We start from the raw sequence: 17,717 nt of genomic DNA on the forward strand, positions 1-17,717 counted from the left end.
CGACGGCGTGCACCCGGCCGGCCGAGGCATGCCGCCACCCGCCGTCCGGCCCGGGGGCGTCCGCTCGGCCGCGCATGCCGGCCGTGGCGACGGTGCCCGCGCCCGTCCCGCTCGGCCGCGCATGCCTTCCGCTTGACCTTGACACCGTGACAAGGCCTTCACTGGGGCCGAGGAGGTGGTCCCCATGGCCATGACGGAAGAGGTCACGCATGCGATGCGTGTACTCCAGGGACTGGAGCACGACAGCTCGTCGGTCCGGATGCAGGCAGCGCTGGCGATCGGCACGAACCCGGACCCCGGGTCCGTCGTCAAGCTCGTCGAGCGATGCGCGATCGAGCCCGACTTCTCCGTACGCGAGACGCTGACGTGGGCACTCACCCGCCACGCGGCATCGCTGACGGTCCCGGCGCTCCTCGAGGAGGTCCGTTCGGAGTGTGCGCAGGCACGGAGCCAGGCGTTGCACACCCTGTCCAAGATCGGGGACCGGCGGGCGTGGCCGGCGATCACACCGGCACTGCTGTCCGACACCGACGACGAGGTCGCCCGGAGCGCCTGGCGGGCGGCGGTGGCGCTCGTGCCCGACGGTGAGCAGCGCGCGCTGGCCGTACTGTTGGCGAGGCAGCTCGGGCGCGGTGGACGCGAGACGCGGCTGAGCCTCAGCCGGGCGCTGATCGCGCTCGGGGAGGTGATGGTGCCGATCCTGCGCGCAGCGGCGACCGATGTCGACCCCGGCGTGCGCACGCACGCGATGGCCACGGAACGGCTGTGGCGCGATTCGGAAGCCGGATTCGAGTTCGCCGTCGAGGAGTCGAAGCGCATCGTGGCCCTCGGCGGTTCCGGTCTGGAGGAGCGGTAGGCAGTGTTGATCGGTGAGGTCGCGCGACGGTCCGGTGTCAGTGCCCGCATGCTAAGGCACTACGAATCGCTCGGCCTGGTGCAGCCGTCGGACCGTACCGGGTCCGGCTATCGGGAGTACTCCGGTGAGGACATCCGGCGCATCTTCCACATCGAGAGCCTGCGGTCGCTGGGGCTGTCGCTTCGCGACATCGGGCGCGCGCTCGACGACCCCGGCTTCGCGCCCGCGGAGCTCGTCGACGACCTGATCAGCCGGACGCGGGACCGCATCGCGGCGGAGACGGAGCTGCTCACGCGACTCCGGCGGATCGGTGCAGCGGAACCCGCCGGCTGGGAGGACGTCCTCCAGATCGTCGCGCTCCTCCACGGCCTGGGGTCGAAGAGCCCGGGGGTGCGGCAGCGCGCGGCCCTGTCCGCGGTCGAGGACGTCCCCATGCCGGTGGAAGCGCTGGTCGAAGCCGTGCTGAGCGAGTCCGACCCGAACGTCGCCGGAGCCCTGCGGTGGGCGCTGGCGCAATCCGGCGAGGACGGGCTGGCGTTGTTGACGGAGGGCCTCGGCTCACCCGCGCCCGAGGTGAGGAAGCGCGCCGTCCGATCCATCGCAGAGATTCCGGACGGTGAGTCGACCGTGGTCCTCAAGGCCGCCCTCACGAACGCCGACGTCGTGGTCCGCGGGTACGCGGCGCTCGCGCTCGGGGCTCGTGGGGCGGCCGAGGCGGTCCCGACGCTGATCGACATGATCGTCGAGGACAGGAACGACGCCGACGCAGCCGACGCGCTGGGCACGCTGGCCGCCGATCCCGCGGTGGCGGACCGGATCGCGGCCGGGCTCGTGGACTGCCTCGCCGGCGGCGGCACTCCTGGATCGTCCGCACGCCGACGGCTGGCGCAGGCGCTCGCGGACATCCCGGGCGTCACGGCAGCACGGGCCCTGGCGGATCTGGTGCACGACGAGGACCGTGCGGTCGCGCTGACCGCGGCATACGTTCTCGAGCTGCGCGACGGACGGTAGGTGATCCGAAGTGGACCGTGCTCGTGAGCCGGACACGGTCCCCGGCGGATTCTGGTCGTCCTCTCGTTGCCGCGGCCGCCCGACGGCGACCTGGCCCGCCCGCGCGACGGCGACCGGGCCTGACCGTCGGATCGGCCTGAGAGGAGGGACGACTTCGGCAGCGGTGCCTCAACGGCCCGTGGTGGTGGGGCCCGACCGGGCGAAATGGCGGGCCGTGGGCACCAGTGCCGCTGCCGCCGGTACGAGGAGGCAGGCGGCGGCGCAGCCGGCGAGTACGGCGGTGACTCCGAACGCGTCGATGGCGGGGGCGATCAGGGCGAGGCCGACCGGTGCCAGTCCGTAGGAGACGAGGAAGTCGAGCGAGGAGACGCGGGCGAGTTTGTCGGGCGCGACCTCGCGCTGGGTGGCGGTGAACCAGGGCACGTTGAACAGTTCGATGCCGATTCCGGCGACGGCGTAAGCGGCGACGACCACGCCGGGGTGTACGGGCAGGCAGAGGCTCAGCGGCGCGACGCCGTAGGCGGCGAGGCCGGCGAAGGCGGCCCAGCCCTGGGAGCGGGGCCGCCAGCGGGCGATGAGCAGAGCTCCGGCGAGGGCGCCCACCGTGTAGGCCGTCATGGCTGCCGCCAGGACCCATGCGGTGCCGTAGCGGTCCCGGCTGATCAGAGGCAGGGCGACGCTGGTCGCGGAGTAGCCGAGGGTGATGACGGCGGCGAGGGCGGCGAGCCCGGTGAGGAACCAGGGGTGGCGGCGCGCCTCGCGTATGCCTTCCACGAACTCGGCCCGGAATCCGGCGCGTGGCGCCACCGCGGCGACCGTCTCCACCGCGGCGACCGTCTCCGCCGCGGCGACGGCGCTCCGTCGGGCGGGCGCGAGTGCCGCGATCAGCCAGAGCAGGCCGATGCCGAGGAGCAGGGCCTGGGTGTCGAGGAGGGTGGCGAGCAGCGCGGTCAGGGCGGGGCCGGCGAGGGTGGAGCCCCGCACCGCCATCGTCGCCGCGGCGTTGGCCTGTTGGCGGTGTTCGGGTGCCACGGTCTCGGCGGTGAGTGCCTGGAACGCCGGTCGGCAGGCTCCTTGGCCGGCGCCCGCGAGGGCGGCGGCGGCCGTCATGAGCACGAGTGAGCGGCCGAGGCCGGCGGCGAGAAGGGGCGCGGCGGCGGCAGCGGCGAGGGCCGACCAGAGGACCACGGCGCGTCGGGAGTGCCGGTCCGCCAGCACGCCGCCGACGGCGACGGCGGCGAGGAAGCCGGCGGTGCGTGCGGCGAGTACCAGGCCGAGACCGGCGGCACCGAGGTCGCGATGGAGTACGGCGAGCCCGAGGGTGAAGGGCATGGCCCAGGTCGCGAGCCCGGAGGCGGTGGTGCCCGCCCACAGACGCAGGAACGCGGTGTCCCGCAGGACCGAACGCGGGGGAGGGGGAGTGGATTTGGCCGCTGCGGGCGCGGGTGTGGTCGCCACGGTGTGGTTGCTCCTCGGGAGGTGAGGGCGGTTCGGCGAACCACCCTTCCGACGTTAATGAAAATGAATACCATTACAGTACTCTCTCGGTGCGGCACTCCCGCCCCGTGCACGACCACACCCATGCCTGCCCTCGCAGACCGGAGAACCCATGCGCCACCTCGTCCATCCCGCCCGTCTCGGCATCGCGCTGACCCTCGCTCTCGCCGCAACGGGGTGCTCCGCACCGGCCGGCGACGGCTCCCGGGCGGACGCGAAGCCCACCGCCCGGGCCTCCGCCACGCCGGTCTCGGTCACCAGCTGCGGCCGTCGGCTGTCCTTCACCGAGCCGCCGAACCGGACCGTCGCTCTCGACCAGACCTCGACGGAGATCCTGCTCGAACTCGGCGTCCAGGGCCGGATGGCGGGTACGGCCAACCTCAAGACGAAGATCCCCGCGCGGTACGAGGCCGCGTACGGCAACGTCCCGGTCATCGCGCCGAAGATCGCCACGGGTGAGCAACTGCGTGCCACCGCGACGGACTTCGCGGTCGCCGGTTCCACGGACCTGTTCACCGCGGACCGGGCCGGTACGCGTGAGGAACTGGCCGCGCTCGAAGTCCCCACCTTCGTCAGTGCCGTGGACTGTCCGCAGCACGGCCCGGCAGGCGCGACTCCCTTCGAACTCCTCTTCTCCGACTACGAGAACCTGGGCAAGGTCTTCGGCGTCCAGGAGCGGGCCGGCAAGCTCGCCGCCGACCAGCGGGCCGCCGTCACCCAGGCCGGCGAGAACGCCGCCGAGCTCCGCGAGGGAGCCGACCGGCCCACCGTCGTCTACCTCTACTCCGTCTTCAACGGCATGCCGTACGTGGCGGGCAGGACCGGTCTGCCCAGCGAGATGAGCCGGATCGTCGGTGCCCGGAACGCCTTCGACGACGTCGACGAGGACTGGCCGGAGGTCTCCTGGGAGGAGATCGCCGAGCGCGACCCCGACGTCATCGTGATCGGCGACCTCTCCGAGCGCGGGCGGCCGGGCGACAGCGCCGCCGAGAAGCGCGCCACGATGAACGCGCACCCGGTGATCTCCCGGCTGGCCGCGGTCCGCGACGACAGGATCCTCGAAGTGCCGGGCATCGAACTGGACCCCTCGGTCCGCTCCGTGCACGCACTCGGACTGCTGGCCCAGGGGATGAAGGACCTCGGGCATGTCCGCTGACCCGGAAACCCGCAGCGGACCGGCGGACCTCCTGCCCGCGGACCTCCTGGCCACGGACCTCCTGCCCGCGGACCTCCTGGCCACGGAACGCCTGGCCACGGACCTGCCCCCGCCGGCCGACCCGCTCCTGCCCACGGCCCGCGAGCGGGACGAGGCAGCGGAACCCGGCAACTCCCGCCCCGCGACCGCCCCTCCGGCCGGGTCGGCGGTGCAGCCCGGCCCGTCCGCCGCGATGCGCGTGGTCCGCGTCCTCCTCGCGGCCGGCGCCCTGGCCTGCTCCGTGGCGGCCGCCGTACGCATCGGCACCGCCGACGTCGGCTGGGTGGATCTCGGACGCGTCCTCGGTGCCCGACTCGGCCTGCCCGTCGCACCGTTGCCTCCGCTGGTGGACTCCCTCGTCTGGGACCTGCGACTGCCGCGCGTCCTCATGGCCGCCCTCGTCGGCGCGTCGCTCGCCGTGTGCGGCGCGGTGCTCCAGGCCGTGACCCGCAACGCGCTCGCCGACCCCTACCTCCTCGGCGTCTCCTCGGGCGCCTCCGCGGGCGCCGTCACCGTCGTCGTCCTCGGAGTCGGCGCGAGCACCCTCGGTGTCACCGGCGGGGCCCTCGCCGGCGCGCTGCTCTCCTTCGCGCTGCTCCTGCTGCTCCTGCGCAGCGGGCCGGACTCGGTCCGCATCGTCCTGACCGGCGTGGTCGTCGGCCAGCTCTTCACCGCCCTGACCTCGCTCGTCCTGATGGCCTCCGCCGACGCGGACACCACGCGGGCCGTCACCCACTGGCTCCTCGGCTCGATGGCACCGGCACGCTGGGACACCGTCGTGGTCTGCGCGATCGTCACGCCGCTGGGACTGGGTGCCGCGTGGCTGTGCGCGAACGCCCTCGACGGGCTCGCCTTCGGCACCGACACGGCCGCGTCCCTCGGGATCGCCGTTGGCCGCACCCGGATGCTGCTTCTGGTCGTCACGGCCGCGTTGACCGCGGTCGCGGTGGCCACGGTCGGCGCCATCGGCTTCGTCGGTCTGATCGTCCCCCACGGGGTGCGGTTCCTCGTCGGGCCGCTGCACCGGGTACTCCTGCCGTACGCGGCGATCGCGGGCGCGGTGTTCCTGGTGTGGACGGACGCCCTCGCCCGGATCGCCTTCGCGCCCCGCGAGGTTCCCGTCGGCGTGATCACCGCGCTGCTCGGTGTGCCGCTCTTCCTCCTCGTCCTGCGCAAGCGGGGTGAGCTGTGAGGATCACCGTCGAAGACCTGAGCTGGTCGGTGGCGGGCGCACCGGTCGTACGAGGCGTCAGCGCGGACATCGCCCCCGGCGAGACGGTCGGGCTGCTGGGCCCCAACGGCTCGGGCAAGTCCTCGCTGCTGCGCTGCCTGGCCGGCCTGCGGGCTCCCGACACCGGCACGGTCCGCTACGACGGCGCCGACGTACGGGACTGGACCGCGCGCCGGATCGCCCGCCATGTCGCCTTCGTCGAACAGGACTCGGGCGTGGACAGCGATCTACGGGTCGCCGACGTCGTGGGTCTGGGGCGGACCCCGTTCCGGGACCGCTGGCGCGGAGCGGGCACCGCCGACCGGGCGGTGGTCGCCGCCGCGCTGGAGCGCGTCGGGCTCACGGCGCTCGCCGGCCGCCCCTTCACGGCGCTCTCGGGCGGCGAACGCCAACGCGCCCACCTCGCCCGGGCACTGGCCCAGCAGCCGTACGGCCTGCTGCTCGACGAGCCCACCAACCACCTCGACGTCCGACACCGACTGGACCTCATGCGGCTGCTGACCGACAGCCCCCAGACGGTCCTGGTCGCACTGCACGACCTGTCGCTCGCCGCCCGCTACTGCGACCGGCTGCTGCTCCTCCACCACGGCCGCCTGATCGCCTCCGGCCCTCCCGGCGCCGTTCTGACCACCGAGCGGCTGGCCGAGGTCTTCGAGGTCGACGCCGCCCTCACCACCGATGCCCTGGGACACCCCGCGGTCACCTACCGCGGCCCACTCGCCGCCCCACGCCCGGATCCGTCCCCGACCCCGGCACCCCGCCTCGCCCCGTGAACGCCAACCCGGTGCGCACGAATCCTGTGAACGAGCACCACGTCAGCACGAACCCCCCGAGCACGAACAGGAACCCCATGAGCACGAACCCCATGACCACGAACAGGAACCCCATGACCACGAACCCCCTGAGCACGAACCCCGTGAACCGGACGACCCCCGCACCCGGCACCGCCCCGGCCGTCGAGACGCTCATCGAGGCGGTACTGGCCGGAGACCACGGCCCGCTCCCGTCCGAACGCGTCGCGACCAGCGTGTTCTGGATCCACCACGGCACCCGCCTGGCCGGCGGAGACACCACCTACCTCAACCAGTACGTCCTGGTCCGCCTCGGCGGCTCCTTCGGGGGCTGCGCCTTCGAGGCCGGCCAGGTCGAACCGTCGGTCTGCCGCGACGCCTCCGGCACCCGCCTCGACGTGCTGCTGCGCGAGGCGCCGCAGCCGCTGCGGATCGCGGCCCTCGACGCCTACCTCTCCGCCACCCGCCCCCACCGCGCGGCAGCCGCGACGGGTGACGCCGAGCCCGTCATCCTTCCCGGCGGCACTCCGGAGGTACGAGCGAACGCCCGCGACGCTGCCGTCGCCGGCCTGCTGGACATCGAGAAGGGCGCCGTAGTCGGCCTCATCGGCGTCGTCAACCCACTGGTCGCGGCGATCCGCGAACGCGGCGGCGAACCACTGCCCTGCGACTTCAACCTCCGGACGACCCGATGGGGCGACCCCGTCACCGACGACATGCACCAGGTCCTGGACCGCGCCGACGCCGTCGTCGCCACCGGCATGACCCTCGGCAACGGCTCCTTCGACATCATCCTGGACCGCTGCCGCTCCCGCGGCATCCCGCTGATCGTCTACGCACAGAGCGGCAGCGCCGTCGCCCGCGCCTTCCTCGGTTCGGGCGTCACCGCCCTGTCCGCGGAACCGTTCCCCTTCTCGCAGTTCAGCGCCGAGGAGACGGTCCTCTACCGCTACCGGACGGTGGGCGGCGCGTGATCCCCGCCGCCCGTACGGCCGCACCCGGTGCCGGACCCCTTCCCCTCGGAACCGGGCACGCCCCGTGCCATCACGGAGAGATCCTCCAGGGCACCTTCCTCGACGACGCCGGGCGCCGGTGTGCGGGGCTGGTCACCCTGCCCATGGCCGGCCCCGGCAGCAGCGCCGAGTTCCATCCCCGGCCCGGCACCCCGCCCGACGCGCTCACCGTCGTCCCCGCCGACCGCACCAAGGCCGCGAAGGCCGCCGCCCTCGCGGTCGCACAGTGCGCCGAGGAGGCCGGCCGGCCCGCGTGCGGCGGGGAGTTGCGGCTCGTCGGCGACCTGCCGGTGGGTCTGGGCATGGGCAGCTCCACCAGCGACGTGATCGCCACCGTCCGCGCGGTCGCCGACGCGTACGGCCGGCGACTGGCTCCCGCCACCGTCGCCCGGCTGGCCGTACGGGCCGAGCTGGCCAGCGACCCGCTGATGCTCGACGGCCGTCCGGTGCTCTTCGCCCAGCGCGAGGGCCGGGTCCTGGAGGTCCTCGGGCCGGCCCTGCCGCCGCTGGTCGTGGTGAGCTGCACCCTCGGCGGAGGCGCCCCCGTGGACACCCTCTCGCTCCCCGTGCGCCCGCCCGCCGAGACCGACGACGCCGACCTGCGAGCCTTCGAACGACTGCGCGCTCTGCTGCGCCGCGCGGTGGCCACCGGCGACGCGCGGCTCCTCGGCGAGGTCGCCACCGCCAGCGCCCACCGCGGCCAACGGATCCTCCGCCACCCGGAGTTCGACACCCTCACCGCGATCTCCCGGCACGCCGGTGCGGTGGGCGTCCAGATCGCGCACAGCGGCGCCGTCGCCGGCCTGCTGTTCGACCCGGCCGAGCCCGGCCTGCACCGACGTGTACGCGCCTGCCGGCGCGCCCTCGACGCGCACGGCATCCCCACCACCCGGACCTTCACGACCTTCACCACGACCAAGGAGCTCCTGCATGGACCAGCACATCGCGGAGGCGATCGGCCGGCCGGACCTGATACGCCTCGACGAACGGCTCGTCTGCCTCCGCTTTGAGACGATGAAGGTGGTCTCCGCCCTCGCGGCCGTCCGCCATCTGCTCGACACCGGAGCCGTGCGCCGCGGCGACACCCTGCTGGACAGTTCCAGCGGCATCTACGCCTACGCCCTCGCCCTGGCCTGCCACCGCTACGGCATGCGGTGCCACATCGTCGGCTCGGCCACCGTCGACCGCACACTGCGCACCCAACTCGCCGTGCTCGGGGCGACACTGGAGCAGATGGAACCGTGCAGCGACCTCAAACTCGACCAGAAGCGGCGCGTCGAGCGCATCCACGAGGTCCTCCTCCACCACCCGGAGTACCACTGGATGCGGCAGTACCACGACGACATCCACTACCTCGGCTACCGCACGGTCGCCGACCGGATCCTCCGGGCGGTCGGCCCACAGCGCCTCACCGTCGTCGGCGGGGTCGGCTCAGGGGCCTCCACCGGTGCCCTCGCCCGGCACCTGCGCACGGCCGCCCCCGGCGCCGACGACGTCCGACTCGTCGGCGTCCAGCCCTACGGCAGCGTCACCTTCGGCGCCGAACACGTCACCGACCCCGAGATCATCATCGCCGGGATCGGCAGCTCCATCCCCTTCGGCAACGTCACGCACGAGCTGTACGACACCCTCCACTGGGTCTCCTTCGACGCGGCCCTCGCCGGCAGCGTCGACCTGCTGCGACGCCACGCGGTCTTCGCCGGCCTGTCGACCGGCGCCGGGTACCTCGCCGCCCGCCACGAACGGGCGTGCGCACCCGAGCGAACCGTCCTCTTCGTCGCCGCCGACACCGGCCACCGCTACGCCGACACCGTCCACGCCCGCCACGAGGAGGCCGCGGACATCACCGACCTCGCCCCGCAGGAGGTGTCCGACCTGAGCGAGCTGGCCCTGCCCTGGTCCCGGATGCACTGGAACCGAGCTCCCGCACCGACGCCCGCGCCGCGGGCCTGACCGGCCCCACCCTCACGCTTCACGCCCCCGGCTCCGCTCTCTCGGCGGACCCCGACGGGCGCAGGACGACCGGGCGCCGGACACCGTACGACGGGCCCACCCGCGCCGGGTGTCAGTCCGCGTCGTGTCCGGTGACGGCCGGCGCCGGGGCTTGCCGGGGCCGCCCGGTCAGGCAGCCGAGGCGGTCGCCGGTCACCGGCGCGCCTTCCGCCACGTTCCGGTCGTAGGTGACCTTCTGGACCGTCACCTGCCGCGTTCCGACCGCCACTTCGAGGTGGGCGCCGTCGCCGGGGACGACCTGCCTGCGGGCGCCGGGGAGCGCCGCCGCCAGCGTGGCGGCGTCCGTCTCCCGTCCCGCCGGGTAGCGGATCACCGCCGGACCGCCGGGACGGACCTGTGGTGCGGTGGCCGAGACGTCGGTGACGACGAACCCTCCGGCCTTCAGCGCCGAGGCCGCCGCGGCCTCGTCCACCCGCACCCTGATTCCGGCGGGGTTGCTGGACACCGGCGTCCGGGGGACGGGCTGGATGCTCCGGTCGCCCGTGATCGGCCGGTCCTGGGCCAGGGCCTTCCACAAGGCCCGCGAGCGGGCCTCGTGCCAGACCAGCGTCGATCCGACTCCCGGCACGCGATGGTCGAACAGCCGGATCGGGACGGTGGCGAACTCCGTCCGCCCGGGACCCAGCCGCGCGAGTGCCATGCCGATGCGGGCGAGGTCGAAGGCGTCCGTGTGCCCGTCGGTCCGTACCGACTTCAGCAGGGTGGCCGCGGTCCCGGCCGCCGCCACCGGATCGGCCAGCGCCCCCTCGGCGGTCAGCCGCGTCAGCAGGTCGGAGACGGCGCGCTGCTGGCGCCGCACCCGGCCGAGATCGCCCGGACGCTCGATGTGCCGGGCCCGGACGAAACGGAGTGCGCCGTTGCCGTCCGCGTGGTGCATGCCCGGTGCGAGGTCGAGTCCGGAGTTCTCGTCCGTCAGGTGCTTGTCGGTGCACAGGGTCGCGCCGCCCAGCCCGTCGACGGTCTTCTCGAATCCGGTGAACCCGGTCTCCAGGTAGTGGTCCACGTGCAGCCCGGTGACCTTCTCGACCGTCCTCACGGCCAGCGTCCCGCCCCCGCGGGCGTACGCACCGTTGATCTTGCCGCGGACACCGCTGCCGTCGGCGTACTCGACGTAGGAGTCCCGGGGCAGGGACACCACGCTCATGCGCCGACGGTCCTCCGACAGGTGCACGAGCATCATCACGTCCGTGCAGTCGCACCCCTTGCCCCCGACGTGCAGCCGGTTCTTCTCCGCCCTCGACAGCCCGGTGCGGCTGTCGACGCCGACGACGAGAATGTTCGTCCCGTGTCCCGGAGCGGCTCGGCCGGCCGGTGAGCCGGCCCAGGCCGCTCCCGAGACCAGCGCGGTCAGCACGGCGATGGTGGCGGCGCTACGCAGCAACGCGGGCTCCCTGAGGCGGGGGACCGGCGCATGGGCGTGTCGCCGTCGACGGTCGGCGGATCGGAGGCCCGACGCTAGCGACCGCCCGCCGCCCTGCCCCGACTACACGCCGGAGACTGCTCCTGCCGGAGCACCGTCTGCACCGTAATGGAGCGCCACGGTGTCCACCGCGGGCCGTGCGCGCCCCGCCGGGCGGAGGGCGAACGCCCGCAGCAGGTTTCCCGTCACCGTGCGCGTGAACGCCCCGGCCCGTCCGTCCAGCCCGTGGTTCGCCTGGCCGCCGCCCGGGCCGTACGCCTCCAGGGATTCCACCCAGCGCATCGTCCCCGCCGCGAACAGACCGGCGCCGGACGGCAGGGAGGCGTACACGGTGTCCGCGTACGACGGGCGCCCCTTGCACACCACCGGCGAGTGGGCCAGGACCTCCATCGGTCGCGGCGTCGGATACCGGAGGTCCACCCGGTCGTACTCCACCCCCACCAGGTGCGCGAAGGAGTCGCCCGCGGCCACTCCGGTGCCCGCCAGCAGCCAGTGGTCCGGCCGGGCCACCACGTAGGACGCGTCGACCGGATACCCGTCGTACATCACACCCAGGAGGCCGCTCTCGGGCTCCCGAGTCGGCCGGCGCCGGAAATCGTTCGTCGGTGGCAGGCCGCGGCGGTACCCCGGATCCCGCGCGTAGTCGTCCTTGTAGCAGACGACGGTCCGGTCGGCGCCGGTCGTGGAGGCCTCGAACCGGATGCGCCGGTAACAGCAGTTCGCCCCGAACACGGCGAGGTTCATGCCGGCGTCCCGGGCCTCGGTGACGTGACGCCGCTGCTCCGGGCTCCAGTACTCGTCGTGGCCCGGCGACAGCAGCGCCACCGCCCCGGACAGGAGGGACCTCTCGCGCGCCACGTCGATACCGGTGGCGTAGGCGAGGGGGAGGCCCATCCGCTCCGCCAGCGCGAGGAGCGGTGCTTCGTACGTCAGGAAGAGGCCGGCCCCGTGCGCGTTCCGGTAGGGCCGGTCGAAGCTCACCGCCAGCGACCGCGAACCCTTCCTGCCCGTCGTCCCCTTGTACAGGTCGGCTCCGCCCCAGCGGTTGTACGCCTGCCAGGTGGCGACCGCGTTGACGAACACCGTGCGCCCCGCGGCCGACGCGGACCGCACGGTGACCGGGACGAACCGCTGCGCCCGCGTGCCGCCGACCGTGTCCAGCCGCAGCAGGTAGCAGCCCGCCGGCCAGCCGGTGGTGTCGATCCGCGCGCTCTCCTGCCACCCGGCCCATGCCATCCGGGTGGCGGCGTCGACCCGTGCCGCCGGCTGGAGAAGCCCGGGCAGCGCGGTGGAACGCCACACGAGCCGGGCCCGGGTTCCGCCGTACCAGCCCATGCGATACGCGGAGACGGTGTAGGACGGCGCGGTCGTCGACACCCGCAGTGCGAGCGTCTCGCCGGGCAGGACCGAACTGCGGTCGGCGAAACCCTCGATGGCGCGGGAGGACCCGGCGTGGGTGATCCGCCAGTCCGCGGCGCCGGGACGCAGGTTCTCGGCCCGCACGTCGAACCAGCCGGCCCCGCTCTCCACCGCGGCGGCGGCACCCGTCGGCACGGACGACACGGCGACCGCCGCCGCGAGTCCGAGCACCTGTCGTCGCGTGGGCCCGGGACCGCGCCCTCGATCCGGCTGCCCGCCGTTGCCGTCCTGTCCCACCGCGACTCCTCCCACGCCACTCCGTGCAGCACCCGGCTCGGCCCGCCACCGTAAGTCCGCCGGCCCGTCGCGGGCGCACGACAGCCCGGAGCGGCCGCCCGCTCCGTCCGCGGTCACCGGTTCGGGCGACCGGAACGACGGCGACCCGCCCGGCCGGCCCCGGGCACGCGTGGACGTCCGGGCTCGCGGCGCTCGACCGCCCTGGTCTTCTCGTCGAGGACGCCGCCGGTCCGTGGCCGCCCGTGTCAGGCGATGAGTTCGGCGATGCTCCGGGCCGTCAGCCACAGACCGAGGACCACGGAGAGCGTGACGACCAGCTGTTCCTGATCCTGCTCCAGCCGACTTCGCAGGGTGCCCAGCCGAGCCTTCGCGACCCCGGGCGCCCGGACCGTGTACGTCTCCATGACGACGAGACTGAGCGTGGCCAGCAGGCAGTAGCCGGTCAGGGCCAGCCAGTCGGCCAGGGTGGAGAGGTTCGCGTCGACGGCGGTCGCGGCGCCGGCGCCGACGAGTGCCCAGGGCTGCAGCAGCCAGGCCAGGCCGGCCGACGTCGACAAGGAGGCGTCGTCGATCTTGGCGGTCCACCGCGGCGGGCCGTGCGGGCGGGGCGGCCGACGGCGCCGGTGAGCGCCGTACAGCAGCAGTGCCAGGCCGATCGCGAGCTTGACGGCGATCGCGGCGGTCGACGGCGCGCTGTGGCGGGCCGGGGGCTGACCGCCGGTCAGCAGCACCACGCAGGCGATCACCGCGACCAGGTTGGCCAGCCAGGACAACAGGAAGGCCAGGCCGTTGCGGATCCCGCGCCGTGAGGAGAGCAGGAGAATGAAGGCGGTGTTGTGCAAAGGCCCCAGGGTGATGGCCGTGCCGATCACGATCAGGTCGAGGACCATCGGACGAGGCGCTCCTGGGTGTCGGTACCGTCCGGAACGGGGGCCGGGCGAACCGGTCGGCGGAGTCGGGCGGCTCCCGGTGCCGCCTCCCGACTCTGCTGGCGGCCGTCCGGCCGGTCAAGCAGGCCACGCCCGCGTTCGCCATGCCGTGCTCGGGCGGCGCAATGACGGCGCCGAGGGTTCCGTCTCCCGGTCCGGCCCGGCCTCGGCCCGCGCAGAGTGGGGGACATCGGTGTGGCCCTCACCCCACCCCCACCCTCGGCGAACGTCCAGGGCACCTCGCCGAAGGGGACGGTGGTCACGGCGGTGACCCGGAGTTCGGCGAGGGCCGATCCGTGGTCGTCCGGCAGGGCGAGGGGCTCGCCCGGGGATTCCAGAGCCTCGGGCGCTCAGGAATGCAGCCCCTGCAGGCCGTCGTAGGCGGCCATGACCAGATCGAGGCCGCGGGTCTCCTCGGCGGGTTCGCGGACCTGGTTGGTGACGTAGGCGACGGTCATGCGGGCCTGGGGGTCGATCATGAGGAGGGAGCCGCCCCAGCCGCCCCAGCCGTAGGTGGTGCCGAACAGCCCGTAGCCCAGCCCCCAACGCATCGGCATGCCCAGCACCCGGTCGTCGCCCTCGAACTGTTCGGCACGGGCGAGGTCGGTGCTCGCCTGCGACAGCAGGCGAACCCCGCCGAGGGTTCCGCCGCAGGCCATGACGGACTGGACGAGGGCGACGGACCGGGCGTTCCCGAAACCGCCGGCGGCGGGGATCTGAGCGCGCCGCCAAGCGGTGGTGTTGCCGTCCCGGACGGTGACACCGGTCCCGGAGGCGGGCTCGGCGTCGGGCCCAGAGGCACTCGCGGCGTAGTCCTCGTCCTTGCCCGGCGGGGGCACCGCCAGGGCGACACGATCGTCGTGCTCGGCCGGCAGGCCGATGTGGAAGTCCGCGCCCAGGGGGCCGGCCACCTCCTGGGCGAAGAACTCGCCCACGGTGCGCCCGGTGATGCGGCGCAGGACCTCGCCGACGATGAAGCCCTGGGTCAGAGAGTGGTACCCGCCGTCGGCGCCCGGCTGCCAGCGCAGGCTCTGCTCGGCGAGCAGGCCGGTGGCCCTGGACCAGTCGCAGAAGTCCGCGAGGGCGACCGGCACATCCCATTCGGGCAGGCCTGCCGTGTGCGACAGGACGTGACGCACCAGCACCCCGTCCTTGCCGGCGGCCGCGAACTCGGGCCAGTAGCGGGCTACGGGGGCGTCCAGGTCGAGCAGGCCGCGGTCGACCAGGACCAGCGCACACAGAGCCGTCATCGTCTTGGTGACGGACCACACGCCCGTGATCGTGTCCCGCTCCCACGGCGTCGTCCGCTCGGCGTCGGCGAAACCGCCCCAGACGTCGACCAGCGGTTCCCCGTCCACGAAGACGGCCACGGACCCGCCCGCGTCACCGGCCTCCAGCAGCTCCGCAAGCTTGTCGGGCACGGCCGTGAAGAGGGTGTCGTAAGTGCCTTGAATGCCAGTCACACCCCTATTCAGCCGCACGTCGCGCCGGCGGTCAATCGAGTATCGGTGCGCCTCTCGCCGAGGTTCACCGCACCGTGCGCGGCCTGCGGCAGGGTCGCCACCGGCCGCGACGGCGTCCGGCGGCGCCGAGTACCCGACCGCGTGCGTCGCGGTGCGGCGCACGGGGTCAGGGGGTGTCTCAGGGAGCGCCGTGGAGGCTCTTGGCGGTGGGTGAGGTCCGGACCGTGGCCGGGTCGGGGTAGGTGCCCAGGAGGCGGTCCGCGCTGGCGGTCGTGGTGACGGTGAACCAGTAGTGCTCGTTCTTGTAGTGGTGCAGGCGGTGGTTGCGCCAGACGGCCTTGTACGTCGTGCTTCGGGGCCGGTAGTCGCTGTGTATCAGGTAGTGGGTCCACTCGTAGACGAGTCCCGTCGCCGCCACCGTCACCATGAACGTCAGGGCCTGGCCGACCCGCGGGAAGGCGAGGAGAGCCGCGGCGTTGTAGCCGGCGATGACCCACACGAGTGTCTTCCAGGGGATGAAGACCAGGGGGACGTCACGGGGATCCGCGTGGTGCTCGCGGTGCTTCCTCGCCAGCAGGGTGTCGAGGAGCACGCCGGCGACCTTCCGGGGGCGCCAGTGCAGCACGAAGACGTGGATCAGCCACTCCAGTACGGGGAACGACGCGAGCAGCACCAGCGGGGCCCAGGCATCGCTCGCGCGCCAGTCCCCCCAGGCGATGCGGCAGGTCAGCAGAGCGATCAGTGCACCGCTGATCATCCACGGCGACGGGTAGCGCCAGAAGGCCCGGAACACCGCGATCAGGGACGTGTCGGTCCTGCGGGATGCGGTGAGGGCGGTCTCGTCCGCCTGGACGCGCACCCGGGCATCCGAGGCAGCGGCGTCCTTCACGCCCCGGCGTCGCTCGATCGCCTTACGCACGTTCATGGCTCTCCTCGAGTTGGTCGATGATGCCGATCAGGGCTTCGGTCGCCGGGCGCAGCAGATCCTCGCCACAGCTCCGGGCGCGGCTCGCGTCGCCCTCGGCGATCGCGGCGACCAGGGCGTCGTAGGCGTCGGTCCGGTCCACCTCGGCGGCCATGACATGGGCCAAGGCGTCGAGGGCCGGCTCGTAGGCGGCTCGGAGGCCGTTGAACATCAGCCGGAAGGTCACGGACTCGGCGGCATCCGTGACCAGCTCCCAGAAGGTCAACGCGTGCCGTTGTCTGGCGACGGGACCGGTGTCGTCCTTCAGTGTCCGGACGGCGTCCCGGAGCTGCGCGGCCGACGCCGGCCCTCCGCGCCGTGCGGCGAGCTCGGCGATCTTCGGACCCACGTGCAGCCGGGCTTCGAGGATGCTGCGGGCCACGGCCAGGTCGATCTCGCCTCCGGCGAACAGCAGCCGGGGCAGCAGGTCGAGGCCGCCCGCTCTTCGAATGTCCCGCACCGTGGTGGCGTCCCCCTGGCGGACCTCCACCAGGCCCGCGTGCGCGAGCCGCTGCAGCGCCTCGCGGACCGCGGGGCGCGAGACGCCGAGCACCTCCGCGAGGCGACGCTCACTGGGCAGGCTCTCGCCCGGGGCGAGGCCGCCGCTGACGAGCTCCCCGAAGAGCTGATCGAACACTTCGTCAGGAACCGAACGTCTGTTGACTGGTTGGAAGGGCACAGCGAGACCATACGAGCCAGAGGACAGGTGGTCTAGTGGTCAGACCAGTAAAATCCGCTCAGTGTGAGGGGCGTTGGGAGAACGGGGTCGGCCTCGGCGGGTCACCGTGCGCGGGTCGCGGTCACCCGCCAGGGCGGGGCGGTACGGGCCCCGCCCCGGGGCGCGTCATCCGCCCGCGGCATCCTCGACCTCCCAGCGGAGCAGGTCGCCCGGCTGGCATTCGAGCACCTCGCAGAGCGCGGCGAGCGTGGCGAAGCGCACCGCCTTGGCACGGCCGTTCTTGAGTACCGCGAGGTTGGCGGGCGTGATCCCCACGCGGTCCGCCAGTTCGCCCACGGACATCTTCCGCCGGGCCAGCATCACGTCGATGTCGACGGCGATCGGCATCAGATCACCTCGTCCAGTTCGGCCTGCATCTGCGCCGCCTCGCCGTCACGCGCGACGGCCTGGGCGAGCAGCATCCGCAGGACGAGCACGATGAGGGCGACGCCCAGGATGGCCACGCCGACCCCGCCCATGATGACGGTGACGCCCGGGTCCTCCCGCTGGCCGGGCGCATTGATGGCCGTGACCACGAACCACATGAGGGCCGCCGCCACGATCGCGCCGATCACGCCGTCCACGTACCGGAAGGCGGCGTGGGAGAACACGGTTCCGCGTCGCACCATCGTCACCAGCCGCCACACGCAGACCACGGCGACCTGGGCGGCCACCATGCCCAGGATCGTGATCACCCGCAGCGGGGTGAGCGGGAGTGACCCGTCCTCCGGGTCGCTCCCGCTGATCAGCACCCACATCAGCAATGCCTGAACGAACACGGTGCCGGCGAGCACCACCGCGAGCACGGCGCGCAGCGCACGCACTGTCAGCTTTCCCATGACCCATCCTTCCATCGCGTTGCGATGGAAATCTATCGAGATTCGATAGATCAAGCAAGGGTGGGGACGGAGGGAGGCGGCTTTTGGCGGTCGACGAGGGCGGGGGCGAGGCGGACGCCGG

The 17,717-nt window shown here is 73.3% G+C and carries 17 protein-coding genes; 8 read left to right on the top strand and 9 right to left on the bottom strand.

Annotated elements, in window-relative coordinates:
- Window positions 1-184: 184 nt before the first annotated feature.
- Window positions 185-856, top strand: coding sequence for a HEAT repeat domain-containing protein (locus ACGFZF_RS06065; RefSeq protein WP_393551316.1), 672 nt, complete (start codon window positions 185-187; stop codon window positions 854-856).
- Window positions 857-859: 3 nt separating this feature from the next.
- Window positions 860-1,867 carry a HEAT repeat domain-containing protein gene (locus tag ACGFZF_RS06070; protein WP_393551317.1) on the top strand — a complete coding sequence of 336 codons (1,008 nt, stop codon included), beginning with the start codon at window positions 860-862 and terminating at the stop codon, window positions 1,865-1,867.
- A gap of 168 nt (window positions 1,868-2,035) precedes the next feature.
- Here ACGFZF_RS06070 and ACGFZF_RS06075 read toward each other — a convergent pair whose 3' ends face one another.
- Window positions 2,036-3,325 (bottom strand): MFS transporter, encoded by a 1,290-nt coding sequence (locus ACGFZF_RS06075; RefSeq protein ID WP_393551318.1) that lies wholly within the window; start codon window positions 3,323-3,325, stop codon window positions 2,036-2,038.
- 151 nt (window positions 3,326-3,476) lie between these two features.
- Here ACGFZF_RS06075 and ACGFZF_RS06080 point away from each other — a divergent pair, with 151 nt between their 5' ends.
- From ACGFZF_RS06080 to ACGFZF_RS06105, 6 genes are all read left to right on the top strand, one after another.
- Window positions 3,477-4,520, top strand: a complete 1,044-nt coding sequence (locus ACGFZF_RS06080; RefSeq protein ID WP_393551319.1) for an ABC transporter substrate-binding protein — start codon at window positions 3,477-3,479, stop codon at window positions 4,518-4,520.
- 232 nt (window positions 4,521-4,752) lie between these two features.
- On the top strand, window positions 4,753-5,751 hold the full coding sequence (locus ACGFZF_RS06085; RefSeq protein WP_393551794.1) for a FecCD family ABC transporter permease: 999 nt from the start codon (window positions 4,753-4,755) through the stop codon (window positions 5,749-5,751).
- Window positions 5,748-6,563, top strand: a complete 816-nt coding sequence (locus tag ACGFZF_RS06090) for an ABC transporter ATP-binding protein (RefSeq protein ID WP_393551320.1) — start codon at window positions 5,748-5,750, stop codon at window positions 6,561-6,563. Before ACGFZF_RS06085 ends, ACGFZF_RS06090 begins: the two co-directional genes overlap by 4 nt.
- Before the next feature lie 113 nt (window positions 6,564-6,676).
- The gene (locus ACGFZF_RS06095; RefSeq protein WP_393551321.1) at window positions 6,677-7,555 is read left to right on the top strand and encodes a Rossmann-like domain-containing protein; all 879 of its coding nucleotides are present in this window, start codon (window positions 6,677-6,679) and stop codon (window positions 7,553-7,555) included.
- Complete coding sequence (locus ACGFZF_RS06100; protein ID WP_393551322.1) at window positions 7,552-8,604, top strand: GHMP kinase; 1,053 nt, start codon at window positions 7,552-7,554, stop codon at window positions 8,602-8,604. The genes ACGFZF_RS06095 and ACGFZF_RS06100 overlap by 4 nt, the downstream gene beginning before the upstream one ends.
- Entirely contained in the window at window positions 8,525-9,547 is a 1,023-nt protein-coding gene (locus ACGFZF_RS06105) for a pyridoxal-phosphate dependent enzyme (protein ID WP_393551323.1), read from the top strand. The genes ACGFZF_RS06100 and ACGFZF_RS06105 overlap by 80 nt, the downstream gene beginning before the upstream one ends.
- Before the next feature lie 112 nt (window positions 9,548-9,659).
- Here ACGFZF_RS06105 and ACGFZF_RS06110 read toward each other — a convergent pair whose 3' ends face one another.
- From ACGFZF_RS06110 to ACGFZF_RS06145, 8 genes are all read right to left on the bottom strand, one after another.
- The gene (locus ACGFZF_RS06110; RefSeq protein WP_393551324.1) at window positions 9,660-10,988 is read right to left on the bottom strand and encodes an LCP family protein; all 1,329 of its coding nucleotides are present in this window, start codon (window positions 10,986-10,988) and stop codon (window positions 9,660-9,662) included.
- 102 nt (window positions 10,989-11,090) lie between these two features.
- Window positions 11,091-12,683, bottom strand: coding sequence for a N,N-dimethylformamidase beta subunit family domain-containing protein (locus ACGFZF_RS06115; protein WP_393551325.1), 1,593 nt, complete (start codon window positions 12,681-12,683; stop codon window positions 11,091-11,093).
- 245 nt (window positions 12,684-12,928) lie between these two features.
- Complete coding sequence (locus ACGFZF_RS06120) at window positions 12,929-13,573, bottom strand: GAP family protein (RefSeq protein ID WP_393551326.1); 645 nt, start codon at window positions 13,571-13,573, stop codon at window positions 12,929-12,931.
- A gap of 389 nt (window positions 13,574-13,962) precedes the next feature.
- The gene (locus ACGFZF_RS06125) at window positions 13,963-15,075 is read right to left on the bottom strand and encodes a serine hydrolase domain-containing protein (protein ID WP_393551327.1); all 1,113 of its coding nucleotides are present in this window, start codon (window positions 15,073-15,075) and stop codon (window positions 13,963-13,965) included.
- 178 nt (window positions 15,076-15,253) lie between these two features.
- A complete protein-coding gene (locus ACGFZF_RS06130; protein WP_393551328.1) occupies window positions 15,254-16,000 on the bottom strand; it encodes a sterol desaturase family protein in 747 nt (248 codons plus the stop codon).
- The gene (locus ACGFZF_RS06135; protein ID WP_393551329.1) at window positions 15,987-16,676 is read right to left on the bottom strand and encodes a FadR/GntR family transcriptional regulator; all 690 of its coding nucleotides are present in this window, start codon (window positions 16,674-16,676) and stop codon (window positions 15,987-15,989) included. Before ACGFZF_RS06135 ends, ACGFZF_RS06130 begins: the two co-directional genes overlap by 14 nt.
- A 207-nt stretch (window positions 16,677-16,883) precedes the next feature.
- Window positions 16,884-17,105, bottom strand: coding sequence for a helix-turn-helix domain-containing protein (locus ACGFZF_RS06140; RefSeq protein WP_376676961.1), 222 nt, complete (start codon window positions 17,103-17,105; stop codon window positions 16,884-16,886).
- Window positions 17,105-17,596, bottom strand: a complete 492-nt coding sequence (locus ACGFZF_RS06145; RefSeq protein WP_393551330.1) for a DUF2975 domain-containing protein — start codon at window positions 17,594-17,596, stop codon at window positions 17,105-17,107. Before ACGFZF_RS06145 ends, ACGFZF_RS06140 begins: the two co-directional genes overlap by 1 nt.
- Window positions 17,597-17,717: the final 121 nt, after the last annotated feature.

This window comes from Streptomyces sp. NPDC048338 (genome assembly GCF_043201055.1).
Classification (GTDB): Bacteria; Actinomycetota; Actinomycetes; order Streptomycetales; family Streptomycetaceae; genus Streptomyces.